Here is a 12934-nt window from a genome sequence, read left to right as displayed (position 1 = left end):
AGTGAAAGATGAACAAAGCAATTTTACATCACGGAAATCCAAAAGAATTGGAAGCAAAACGAATAGCTGAAATAAAATCACTTTCTTATGCAGAACGATTAGAACGTTTAATGGCGATAATTGAGGTTTCGTATGCGTTAAAAAATGCACCTAAAATTTATCGTAAAAAATGATTGATCAAATATTTATTATTTGGAAGTATTTAAAAGAAAATGATGTTCGATACATTACTATTGGTGGTTTTGCTGTAAATATTTACGGATATAACCGAAATACCGGAGATTTAGATATTCTCATAGATGATACAACTGAAAATAGAAAAAAACTAAGAAAAGCATTTAGAGAAATTGGTATTGGAGATTTTGAATCCATTGAAACAATGCAGTTTATTCCCGGTTGGACAGATTTTACCTTAGATTTTGGTTTGCGATTAGATGTAATGACTTCAATAAAAGGTTTGGAAGACAAATCATTTCAAGAACTTTATGACGATGCAACAATTGTTTTACTCGGTGGTGTCGAAGTAAAATTTATTGATTATGACAATCTTATCATAGCCAAAAAAGCATCCAATAGACCTAAAGACCAATTGGATATTGATGAGCTAAATAAATTAAATGAAGAATAGAATTTATTTAAATTGATAAAATTAAAATCCCAATCTTGCAACCAACAACAAAAAAAATCCTCATCATAACCTACTATTGGCCGCCAGCCGGTGGTCCCGGTGTGCAACGTTGGTTAAAATTCGTGAAATATTTACCTGATTTTGGCTTCGAACCGCATGTTTATATTCCCGAAAACCCAACGTATCCAATTGTTGATGAGAAATTGTTAGAACAAGTCTCAAATAAGGCAATCATCATCAAAAATAAAATCATAGAACCCTACCGTTGGGCTTCTTTTTTTTCCAAAAAAAACACCAAAAAAATCAGTTCTGGAATCATTCCAAGCAAGAAGAAACAAGCGTTGATTGAAAAAGTAATGCTTTGGATTCGGGGCAATTTTTTTATTCCCGATGCTCGGATTTTGTGGGTAAAACCATCGGTTGTTTTTTTGAAGGAGTATATCGAAAAACATCAAATTGAAACAATCATTACAACCGGACCGCCACACAGTTTGCACTTGATTGGCCTACAATTAAAAAAGCAAACAAACATCAAATGGATTGCCGATTTTCGTGATCCGTGGACAACCATTGGCTATCACAAAGAATTGATGCTCAACGAGAAATCAGAGAAAAAACATAAAGAATTGGAGAAATCAGTGCTCAATTCAGCTGATATAATTATTGTAACCAGTCCGACTACAAAAAATGAGTTTGCAAAACTGACTTCAAAACCAATTGAAGTAATTACAAATGGTTATGATGTAGAAAAAGTTGCTAAAACTGAATTGGACGAGAAATTCACCATCGCTCACATCGGCTCGTTTTTATCCGACAGAAATCCGAGGATTTTGTGGAAAGCTTTAAAAGAATTAGTCAAAGAAAACAATGAATTTGCTGCTGATTTTCAATTAAAACTGATTGGCAAAGTGAGTCAAGATGTTTTGGAATCGATTGATGAATTCAAGCTGACTAAATTTGTCAATAATTTAGGATATCTTTCTCACAATGAAGCGGTTTTGCATCAACGAACTTCGCAGGTTTTATTGTTAATCGAAATAGATTCTGAAGAAACCCGTTGCATCATTCCCGGAAAATTGTTTGAATATATGGTTTCCGATCGACCAATTATTGCGATCGGTCCAAAAGCATCCGATTTTGAAACGATCTTAAAAGAAACCAATACTGGTCAGTTTTTTACGTATGATGAGAAATCAAAAGTAAAAGAAATAATTTTAACTTATTACCAATTGTATAAACTAAATAATTTGAAGGTTTATCCGATTGGCTTACAATATTACAGTAGAAAGAGTCTAACAGAAAAATTAGTTAAAAGTTGTCTGACTAATTACTAATCACTTATTACTAATTACTTACAATGGGTATCGTCGTTAATCAATCCATCAAAAACACCATCATCACCTTTATTGGTTTTACTATTGGTGCGGCGAATGCATTGTTTATGTACACTCATTTTTTGGGAGAAGATTATTATGGATTAACCGCTTTTTTGCTTTCATCAGCCAATATAATGATGCCCTTGATGGCGTTTGGAATTCAAAATACGTTAGTAAAATTCTATGCTGAACATCAGTCGGAAGAAGAAAAATCAAGATTTCTGAATTTAGTTTTGGTTTTGCCTTTTGTCATAATTATTCCAATTTTCTTGATTTTGTTTCTGTTTTATGGAGAAACGGCGACGTTGCTTTCACAAAAAAATTCAATTATTCACGATTACGTTTGGATGATTCCGGTGATCGGATTGTTTATGGGTTATTTCGAGATTTTTTATGCGTGGGTGAAAGTCCATTTGAAATCGGTTTTTGGCAATTTTGTGAAAGAAGTTTTACTTCGTGTATTCATCAGCATTTTTCTGTTTGCGGTTTATTTTGATTGGATAACCAACATTCAATTTGTGTACAGCTTAGTCTTTATTTATTTTACAATGATATTTCTAATGGCATTGGTTGCATTCAATGTAAGAAAACCACAATTTCATTTAAAGTTTCCAAAGGAAAAAAGGGAAGTCATTGTTTATTCGTCTTTTATCATTTTTTCTTCCAGTATTGCAGTGCTTTTGTTGGATATTGATAAGTTTATGATCGGGCAATACATTCCAATTAATGAAGCAGCTTATTATTCGGTGGCGATTTTTATTGCGTTGACGATTTCTGTTCCGATGCGGGCGATGCACCAAATTACGCATCCGATTACGACCGATTTAATGGCGAGAAAGAAACACGATGAGTTGAACGATTTATATAAAAAAACGGCCATCACACTTCAAGTGATTGGCGGATTTATTATGTTGGGAATTCTAACCAACATTCATCAAGTGTATGCGTTATTGCCCGAAAAATACAGTGGTGGAGTAGCGGTGGTGTTTTTGATTTCCTTTTCTAAATTTTTTGATTTGATGTTGGGAAATAATAATTCCATCATTTTTAATTCAAAATATTATAGAACCGTATTGCTTTTAGGATTGTGTTTGGTAGTATTAACCGTAAGTTTAAATATGTATTTTATTCCGAATTTTGGGATTGAAGGAGCAGCCATTGCTACTTTAATTTCCATTGGATTATACAGTTTAGCCAAATTTTTATTTGTAGTTTTTAAAATGGATTTGTTTCCGTTTACCAAAAAAACAATTGTTTCATTAGGAATCATCGCCCTAACTTTTGTAGTCTTTTATTTTTGGAATTTTTCTTTTCATCCAATTTTGAATATCGTTTTGAAATCGGTTTTAATCAGCCTATTTTATTGGTTGTTGAATTATAAATTGAAGATTTCGGAGGATATTAATGGGGTGATAAAAGGGGTTTTTGGGAAGGTTTGGAAGTAGAGAGAAATAGATTTATGTTATTTTAACGTATCGCAGCTTGTGATAGTGGCGTTCTTCACTCACTTGAGTTTTCAAATATACTTAAAATTTCATTCAGCGAATACATTTCTGAAACGTCCAAAACCAGCCATAATCACAAATTGTTGTTAGCAGCAGGTTTAGTTAATCATATCGCAATATTCTTGTTTTATTTCCCATCTTTCATTAACTTTTTCATATAGAGCTAAACTAGAAGTTCCGCAAATATTACCACAAACATACTGATAAAAAAGTATGCAATATTTTCCATTTCGGAAAAAAATAGGATGTGAGATTATTAGAATATTTTGATTCAATTCTTTAACTAATACATCACGATCACTTTTCTCAAACAATGTATCTTTCACGATTTTTAAATTCAAAGTAGAACTATGTGTCCACGGAATTTCACAATCTTTTTTTAGCTTTTGATTTATTGTACTTATCTCATTTTTTTTAAGAAAACCGGCATTTTTCGAAACATAGCATTCTGAAAGCCATGAGCTTTTTGTACTTTCTTTTACCCAAATATTTAATGAATCTTTTTTTAATATTTGCTTTAAGAATAACGCAGTTTCTTTCTCAGAGTTTATTTCGGTTTTTGTTTGAGAAAAAGATATTTGAGAAGTTAAAAGTATAATTATAAATATTCTCATTTCTTTGATAGATAATGTTTTGTGAAACTTGCTAATAACTTATTTATATGTCTGACAAAATCTGACTTATTTATACAAAAACGAGTGTATATATCTAATAATCATCGGATTTATTTTCTCAAAAATAATAAATAAATCGAACAAATCATCAAAACAACTTTATTCACTAATTTTGTTTTAAAGCACAATCCCATAGAGCCCCGATTGCAGCGAAAAGCCTTTTGTGAAGAAAACCTATTTTTTCTTGGTTTGGCAGAGCGACCAACGGAAGCTCCTGCCGGACCTTAGAAAAAAAGGTTTTTGAGCAAAAGCTTGTAGCGGAAAGCGGGATTAGCTTCTAAAAAAAAATCATTACTTAAACGGGAAAAACAACGGTATCACAAATACAGCCACTATCCAAATGATGATGTTTAGGGGCAAACCGACTTTAATGTAATCTTTAAAAGTGTAATTTCCAGGCGAATAGACCATCGTGTTGGTAGGGTTGCAAATGGGCGTCATAAACGTATAGGCACATGCAAACATAATCGCGATAAGAAACGGTTGATAGTTCACATCCATACTAACAGCAAACTGAATCGCGATCGGAGCCATTAAAGCCGCCGTCGCTTTACCCGAAAGAATGTTGGTAGCAATAAGTGTCACTAGATAAACAAAAGCTAATGAAATATACAAATCGAAATCACCAAGATTAGTTGCCAAAAAGTCGGCGATGATTTTGGAAGTTCCCGTTTTTTCAAGGGCTGTTCCCATGCTTAACACGCCGGCAATCATAAAAATTACTTTCCAATCGATCGTGTCGTAGGCTTCTTGTGGTTTTAAGACATTGAGCAACACCAACGACAAACAACCTACCATTCCAGCTACAACAATGGAGGTAATACCCATTGCAGCAGCGGTAATCACGCCCACTAGAACGAGAACGCTGATAATGGCTTTGCGTTTGTCCAATTGTTGACTGGCCATTTCTTGTAACGGAAACAACATTTTGTGCTTAATCATTTCGTTAAACGACTCTTCTGAGGAGTTGACCACGAGTACATTTCCTTCGCTTAGTTTGAAGTTGCCTAAATTACTGAATTTGTTGCTTTTTAAGTTTCTCACTGCCAAAATATTGGCACTGTAAGTTTCTCTAAACTTGATGTCATTGAGCGTTTGCCCCGCCAATCGTGAACCAAAGGGAATGATTGCTTCGTATAACTGGTTGCCCTTTTTATTTTCTGCCAGGTTATCGCTAAACAGCGGTTTGTCGTCTTCTAAAGTATAATTTTTATCGTCTTTGATTTCGTTTAATTCGGTGAGGTGAATAACGATTTTGAGGTGGTCATTGGCTTTTAATCTCCATCGATCTTCAAGGTTATTTTTTCGGTTATTTAAGTTGTTAACCTCTATAATTTCGACATTGTATTTTTGTCTGAGCATGCTTTCTGCGATTGTTTTACCGATGTCAACACTACCTTCGTTGATGATGATTTCGGTGATAAATTGGTTGGATTCTTGTTGCATATCGTCCACCAAACTATTTCGTTTGGGTAATAAAAAAGGAGCGACAAATAACAAATACACAAAGCCTACTGTAGAAATTAATAAAGCCGGTATTGCAAAACTAAACATTTGAAATCCGGGTAAACCGTTATCTTCGGCATAACCACTTACGACTAGATTGGCACTGGTTCCGATGATGGTTGTGGCCCCACCCATCGCTGCGGCAAACGAAATAGGCAACAGTAATTTTGAAGCACTAATTGAACTTTTACTACTCACTTGAAGCACAATCGGAATCATAATGGCAACCACTGCCGAGTCGTTGATAAAGGCCGAAAATACAGCCGTTATCACACAAAAAACCACAAGTGTTAACGCATAGTTTTTCTTTCCGATTTTGACAAGAATGTCTCGAAAACCTTTGAGTAAACCAGAATTTAAGACGGCATAACTCATCACCATCATGCAAGCAATCGTAATGGGAGCACTGTTGGTGAAGCCCGACAAACCTTCTCTATAATCCAGCACTCCCGTAACGATGAACAAGGTCATAATGATGATGGATGACGTATCAATCGTAAAATATTCTTTTACAAAAAGAAAGATACCAATCAGAATTATGATGAGTGTGATGTATATGGAAATGTATTCGGATGAAAACATAGGGTTGGTTTTTCTTATATTTTCAAATATAGGAAATTATTGTGATTTTTTTTGGGGGGATCAGAAAATGGAGAAGAAGTGTTCGGTGTTAGTTGTTCTTTTTTAGATGGAATTCTCTTTCTAGCACTCAACCCGCATGAGGGATTGAAGAGGAAAGCCCACAGAGAAGCCCGAGCTTGCGTAGCCGGGACGAGGACTTGGAACGAAAAGCCCGAACCTTGTGATCATGCCTGATTTTTTGTTTCAGGTTTGCTTCGCCGGTCGCCCTTTGGGCTCGTGTCAAGTTTCAGGTTTTGACAAAAAAGAGAAAGCCCTGCTACTTGGGGATTTTCGCAGGACTTTCTTCAACCAAACTTAACCAAACTTTTTAATCTAACTAACCAAACTCAAATTTATTTACTTATTTTTTGTCTTCAATCAACGCTCTTGTTCCATCTGCTTTGTAGTAGTAGTAACTGTTGTCGTTGTAGGCATACCCGTTGTTATAGTTCTCTGAACTTCCGTAGTAGGTGTTATGGGCGTAACCATGATTTCCTCTTGTAAAATTCACCTCACCAATGGTGCGGATTATCATTCCTCTTCTGTTGTATACAATTTGCATGCCACCAATTTGTGAGAGTGCAAAACGGTTGTACCTCATATAGACAGTTCCGATGCGGCTTACGCGGTTTCTGTTGTCGTAGTTAATGAAGGTGTTGCCCACACGGCGGACTCTTCCAAAACTATCGTGCTCAATCCGAACTCCGTAATTCACGGCTACTGCGGTGTTTCCTCGGGTACCTCCTCTGCGGTAGAAGAAGCTACCTTGACTGTCTTGCGGACGAGTGTTGAAATCGAAATCACCGTTTAAGAATACAAAGAACTCGATACCTCGCTCCATGAATACAATTGGTTCTGCGTCCATGTAATTTGAGTAAGCAACATTTCTTTCAAAATCAGAAAAAGTGGTTTTTTCTGCTGCTAAAGCCAAACTTCCAACCAGTAAGTTTGCGGCTACTAAGAGGGTAATTTTTTTCATGACACATTCGATTTAAACTTTTTAATCTGAACTCGTTTCAGATTCTTGTTTAGTTATTTTCAATTGCCGTGCCAGAAATCCTTTTTGTGTTGTGAATGAGTTGTTAATGATTTTTAAGTAGTTGATTTTCAGGATAATGGGAGATGGAAGATGGGAGAAATTGAGAACACAGATTTTAAAAATTTGAGAAATTAGAAAAGTCAAACCGACAACGGATAACCGACAACAGAAAACTGATAACAAATAACAGACAACAGACATCGGAAAACAGATAACGGACAACAGACAACCGAAAACTACTTCAACTTCTCCTTCAAATATTTCCCCGTAATCGATTTTTTGTCTTTTGCCACTTCTTCCGGAGTGCCAAACGCCATTAATTGTCCGCCGTTTTCGCCACCTTCAGGACCAATGTCGATGATGTAATCGGCACATTTAATTAAGTCCAAATTATGCTCAATCACGATAATAGAATGACCTTTTTCGATTAAAGCTTCAAACGAAGCAAGTAATTTTTTGATGTCGTGAAAGTGTAAACCGGTGGTAGGTTCATCAAACACAAACAGAGCTTTGTCCTTGGTGGTTCCTTTCACTAAAAACGAGGCGAGTTTAATCCGTTGAGCTTCTCCGCCTGAAAGAGTAGAAGAGGATTGCCCTAATTGCACATAACCTAATCCAACATCTTGCAATGGTTTCAATTTCTGAATAATTTTGGCTTGCTTGTGTTCATCAAAAAAAGCAACCGCATCATCAATGGTCATTGTTAGAATGTTATCGATATTTTTTCCTTCAAATTGTACTTCGAGGATTTCTTTTTTGAAACGTTTTCCACCACAGGTTTCACATTCCAAATGAACATCGGCCATAAATTGCATTTCGATGGTTACTTCGCCATCGCCTTTGCAGGTTTCACAACGACCGCCATCCACATTAAACGAAAAATGTTTCGGTAAATAACGTCGAATTTTAGATAGTTTTTGTTTCGTAAACAAATCCCGAATATCATCGTACGCTTTGATGTACGTCACCGGATTAGAACGAGAGCTTCGCCCAATCGGGTTTTGATCTATATATTCAATGTGTTTAATGTGCGAAAAATTGCCTCGTAATTCGGTGAATTGTCCGGCTTTATTGCTTACACCTTCTAATTTTTTTTGTAAAGCTGGAAATAATATTTTTTTGACTAACGTACTTTTTCCACTTCCGGAAACACCTGTGATTACCGTTAAACAATCCAATGGAAAATTAACATCAATATTTTTTAAATTGTTTTCACGAGCTCCGATAATTTCGATGTGATTCTTGAATTTCCGTCGTTTTTTTGGAACTTCAATTTCTAATTCGCCGTTTAAGTATTTTGCGGTAAGTGAATCGGCTTTTAGAATTTCACTAAAATCTCCTTCGGCAACCAAATGACCTCCGTGTGTTCCGGCTTCGGGACCTATGTCGATGATGCGGTCGGCGGCTTTCATAATATCTTCGTCGTGTTCAACAACAATGACTGTATTTCCTAGGTTTCGGAGGTTTTTTAATACTTCAATTAAACGTTCAGTATCTTTAGGATGCAATCCGATACTGGGTTCATCTAAAATGTACATCGAACCTACCAAACTACTTCCTAACGAAGTTGCTAAATTGATGCGTTGCGACTCACCACCGGAAAGAGAAGCGGAATTTCGGTTTAACGTCAAATAATTCAAACCCACTTCATCTAAAAATTTCAAACGATTATTAATTTCAATCAGCAATCGTTTGGCTACTTTTTGATCGTATTCTGAAAGTTCTAATCTTTGGAAAAAGACAATTAAATTTTTTATTGGTAAATCAACCAACTCCGAAACGGTTTTGTTGCCGACCGTAATATAATTGGTTTCTGTTCGTAACCGTTTTCCTTTACAAGTCGGACATTTTGTTTTTCCTCGGTAACGCGAAAGCATTACGCGGTTTTGAATTTTATAATTTTTCTCTTCTAATTCTTTAAAGAAATCGTGCAATCCGGTAAAGTATTTATTTCCATTCCAAATCAACTGTTTTTGATCATCAGTCAACTGAAAATACGGTTTGTGAATCGGAAAATCAAATTTGTAGGCATTGTTCACTAATTGATCGCGGTACCATCCCATACTTTCACCTCGCCAAGGGAAAATACCATTTTCATAAACGGATAAAGCCGTATTTGGAATAACCAATTCTTCATCAATTCCAATCACATTTCCGTAACCTTCACAAGTTGGACAAGCTCCGTAGGGATTATTAAAACTGAACAAATGCACGTTTGGTTCTAAAAAAGTAATACCGTCTAATTGAAAATTGGTACTGAATTCAAATCGTTTTTGCGTAGCTACTTCTTGCACATAACATTCGCCTTTTCCTTCATAAAAAGCGGTTTGAACGGCATCTGCTAAACGATTTAAGAACTCCTCATCGTCTTTCACTACAATTCGGTCTATGATTAAGAGAATATCTTTATTGTCCAATGCATGTTGTTCTAATTCATCCAAACGAATCATTTCATTTTCAACCAAAATCCGAATAAAACCTTGTTGAAGTAACACTTTCAATTTGTCTTCCAATGCTCTTCCTTCTTCCAAATGAATAGGAGCGAGGAGGAGCCATTTGCTTTCGGGTTGAAACGAGGTAATAATTTTGACTACATCGGAAACACTTTGTTTTTTAACTTCCTGACCCGAAACAGGCGAAAAAGTCTTTCCAATACGAGCAAAAAGCAATTTCAGATAATCATATATTTCTGTTGATGTTCCAACGGTTGAACGTGCATTCGTGGTGTTCACTTTTTGTTCGATGGCAATGGCAGGAGCGATACCTTTAATGTATTCCACTTTTGGCTTGTCTAATCTTCCTAAGAATTGACGAGCATAAGAGGACAAACTTTCCACATAACGTCGCTGACCTTCTGCATACAACGTATCAAATGCCAAACTTGATTTTCCGGAACCTGAAAGTCCGGTAATGACCACTAATTTATTTCGGGGAATCGCCACATCAATGTTTTTAAGATTGTGCAGTTGTGCTCCTTTAATTAGGATATTTTTCTTGGGTTCGAGTAGAGCAAATTCTTCTGGTGTCATAGCAAAGTGGAAAGAATCGCAAAGATAGTGATTTGAATGTTCAATTAAAAGGTTGGGAATTTCTATTTTTACGGACTTGAGAATTGACTTTAAGGGGATGTTACACCTGACAGGTTAGGAAACCTGTCTGAGATGAAGAATCACTTTTTCATGCAAATTCTAACTATTTTCTACGGTTTTCCACATTTATTGCATTTTGAATGTTAAAATTTCGGTTAATATTTGTTTGTTCAACTAAAATTGTGTTACATTTGGCTAATAATTAATTTTTATTTAACAATTGCTTATAGGAAAAAAATACTTTTTTAGAAAAATTTAGTTCAAAACACGAAATTAAAAAGGTATTACTATGGCTACTGTTAATCAACTCCCAGACGCTTTATTGGTTAAGAATTACATTGCTGGTGACGAACAATCGTTGGCTATTCTTATAGAACGACATCAATCTAAAATTTATGGATTTATCTATTCTAAAATTGCAGATCGTGATGTCACGGATGATGTCTTTCAAGATACTTTCATTAAAGTAATTAAAACATTAAAATCAAACTCCTACAACGAAGAAGGTAAGTTTTTACCTTGGGTAATGCGAATTGCACATAATTTAGTTGTTGATCATTTCCGTAGAAATAAGAAAATGCCAATGCAACGCGAAACAGAAGAATACTCTATCTTTTCGTACATTAGTGACAATTCCATGAATGTAGAAGGCCGAATGATAACCGATCAAGTAGAAAGTGATTTGCAACGCCTATTGGAAGAATTGCCGGCCGATCAAAAAGAAGTTTTGGTGATGCGAATGTATCAAGACATGAGTTTCAAGGAAATTGCTGAATCAACGGGCGTTAGTATCAATACCGCTTTAGGGAGAATGCGATATGCTCTAATGAACCTTAGAAAAGTAATCGAAAAAAATCAAATAATTTTAACCAATTAAACAATATTTGGAAAAGTCTTTCGTTGTAGATTAAAACAAACATATTTTATCTATGGCAAAACTTTACACTAGTAAAAAATTAGCGACTCCAAAGATGTTACCTAAAAAAGAAACTATACGTTTTTTGCTCAACTACTCCAAGGCACTGAGCATTGTTAAAGTAGGTAACATGTCTTTCGAAACTATTGCTAATTAAAAGGAACATCCCGATTAAAGTCGGGATGTTTTTTTTTCGTATTCCTTCAAAACCGATTTTCTTCCAATCGTCCTTGTAATCAAATCGTTCTCTAAACTCCAACCTCTGGCAGGCGAATATTCTCGACCGTACCATATAATCTGCAAGTGCAAATCGTTCCACAACGCTCTCGGAAAAATGGCTTTTGCATCACGTTCGGTTTGCACTACGTTTTTAGCCTCCGATAAATTCCACCGATACATCAATCGGTGAATATGTGTATCCACCGGAAAAGCCGGAACACCAAACGCCTGACTCATCACCACACTCGCCGTTTTATGTCCAACCGCAGGAAGTTCTTCCAATGCTTCGAAACTTTGTGGTACTTCACCATTGTGCTTTTCAATCAAAATTTCAGACAAACCATGAATTCCCTTCGATTTCATTGGCGATAATCCACAAGGACGAATAATTTCCTTAATTTCTTCCACACTCATTTTCACCATATCATACGGATTATCCGCTTTGGCAAACAAAAGCGGCGTAATTTGATTCACCCGAACATCCGTACATTGAGCTGAAAGCAATACTGCAATCAGCAACGTATACGGATCTTTGTGGTCCAACGGCACCGGAATCGAAGGATATAAGTCATTTAACGTATTTATAACAAATGTTGCACGTTCTTTCTTGGTCATTTTTGTAAATTTATATTTGTAAATTTATGACAATAATTAGAATGTGCCTAATCCAGCTTTTCGTTCCAAGTTTTATTTCACAAAGCTGTTTTTGTTAAGTCCAAAAAGAGCTTCCGCTAGTCGCTTTTTCAGCCTTACAACAACTAGCTTTCTTCAATAAAAGCTTTCCACTGCAATCTGGGGCAGGGCAGCAGTAGTTAGAAAGTAGAATTATATAAAATAAAAAAACAAACTATGACCACACTAGAAAAAGGTGACAAAGCACCCAATTTTTCAGCCAAAGACCAAGACGGAAACTTTCACACTTTATCCGATTACAAAGGAAAAAAATTAGTAGTTTTCTTTTACCCAAAAGCTAACACACCCGGTTGCACAGCAGAAGCTTGCGATTTGCGAGATAATTTTGCTCGTTTCGAGGCCAGCAATTATGCACTTTTAGGTGTAAGTGCAGACAATGCAAAAGCTCAATCAAATTTCAAAAACAAATACGAATTTCCGTTTCCACTTTTAGCCGACGAAGATAAAGCTGTCATTCAAGCCTTTGGCGTTTGGGGACCTAAAAAATTCATGGGCAAAGAATATGACGGAATTCATCGCACCACATTTGTAATCAACGAAAACGGAATTATTGATGAGGTTATCACTTCCGTAAAAACCAAAGCTCACGCAGAACAAATTTTAGGATAAAAACAGTTAAGTAATTTTAGCGACAAATTCCACTAATTTACACAAATCAATTCGTGAAA

General features: G+C 35.7%; 11 protein-coding genes. 6 read left to right on the top strand and 5 right to left on the bottom strand.

All coding sequences use genetic code 11. The annotated features are described in order from the left end of the window. Window positions 1-8 precede the first annotated feature (8 nt). The 4 genes from B0I10_RS15645 to B0I10_RS06680 are packed head-to-tail and all read left to right on the top strand — an operon-like array spanning window position 9 to window position 3449. Entirely contained in the window at window positions 9-173 is a 165-nt protein-coding gene (locus B0I10_RS15645; protein WP_181456907.1) for a hypothetical protein, read from the top strand. After that, on the top strand, window positions 170-628 hold the full coding sequence (locus B0I10_RS06690) for a nucleotidyltransferase (RefSeq protein WP_112085733.1): 459 nt from the start codon (window positions 170-172) through the stop codon (window positions 626-628). Before B0I10_RS15645 ends, B0I10_RS06690 begins: the two co-directional genes overlap by 4 nt. 35 nt (window positions 629-663) lie before the next feature. Beyond that, entirely contained in the window at window positions 664-1962 is a 1299-nt protein-coding gene (locus tag B0I10_RS06685; RefSeq protein WP_112085732.1) for a glycosyltransferase family 4 protein, read from the top strand. 23 nt (window positions 1963-1985) lie between these two features. After that, window positions 1986-3449, top strand: coding sequence for an oligosaccharide flippase family protein (locus tag B0I10_RS06680; protein WP_112085731.1), 1464 nt, complete (start codon window positions 1986-1988; stop codon window positions 3447-3449). 158 nt (window positions 3450-3607) lie between these two features. Here B0I10_RS06680 and B0I10_RS06675 read toward each other — a convergent pair whose 3' ends face one another. From B0I10_RS06675 to uvrA, 4 genes are all read right to left on the bottom strand, one after another. After that, on the bottom strand, window positions 3608-4123 hold the full coding sequence (locus B0I10_RS06675; RefSeq protein WP_112085730.1) for a hypothetical protein: 516 nt from the start codon (window positions 4121-4123) through the stop codon (window positions 3608-3610). Between the two features lie 351 nt (window positions 4124-4474). Further along, a complete protein-coding gene (locus tag B0I10_RS06670; protein ID WP_112085729.1) occupies window positions 4475-6271 on the bottom strand; it encodes an SLC13 family permease in 1797 nt (598 codons plus the stop codon). Between the two features lie 400 nt (window positions 6272-6671). Further along, complete coding sequence (locus B0I10_RS06660; protein WP_112085727.1) at window positions 6672-7289, bottom strand: hypothetical protein; 618 nt, start codon at window positions 7287-7289, stop codon at window positions 6672-6674. 296 nt (window positions 7290-7585) lie between these two features. Continuing rightward, window positions 7586-10378, bottom strand: a complete 2793-nt coding sequence (uvrA, locus tag B0I10_RS06655) for an excinuclease ABC subunit UvrA (RefSeq protein ID WP_112085726.1) — start codon at window positions 10376-10378, stop codon at window positions 7586-7588. A gap of 349 nt (window positions 10379-10727) precedes the next feature. Here uvrA and B0I10_RS06650 point away from each other — a divergent pair, with 349 nt between their 5' ends. Beyond that, window positions 10728-11315 carry an RNA polymerase sigma factor gene (locus tag B0I10_RS06650; protein ID WP_112085725.1) on the top strand — a complete coding sequence of 196 codons (588 nt, stop codon included), beginning with the start codon at window positions 10728-10730 and terminating at the stop codon, window positions 11313-11315. 210 nt (window positions 11316-11525) lie between these two features. Here B0I10_RS06650 and B0I10_RS06645 read toward each other — a convergent pair whose 3' ends face one another. Next, a complete protein-coding gene (locus B0I10_RS06645; protein ID WP_112085724.1) occupies window positions 11526-12188 on the bottom strand; it encodes an endonuclease III domain-containing protein in 663 nt (220 codons plus the stop codon). 234 nt (window positions 12189-12422) lie between these two features. Between B0I10_RS06645 and bcp the strand changes: the two genes are divergently transcribed. Further along, window positions 12423-12875 (top strand): thioredoxin-dependent thiol peroxidase, encoded by a 453-nt coding sequence (gene bcp, locus B0I10_RS06640; RefSeq protein WP_112085723.1) that lies wholly within the window; start codon window positions 12423-12425, stop codon window positions 12873-12875. The last annotated feature ends 59 nt before the right edge of the window (window positions 12876-12934 follow it).

Origin of the sequence: Flavobacterium lacus (assembly GCF_003268815.1) — a bacterium.
GTDB classification, from domain to species: Bacteria; Bacteroidota; Bacteroidia; order Flavobacteriales; family Flavobacteriaceae; genus Flavobacterium; species Flavobacterium lacus.
Note: the sequence above shows the minus strand (reverse complement) of the source record. Positions and strands in the feature narration are given on the sequence as shown.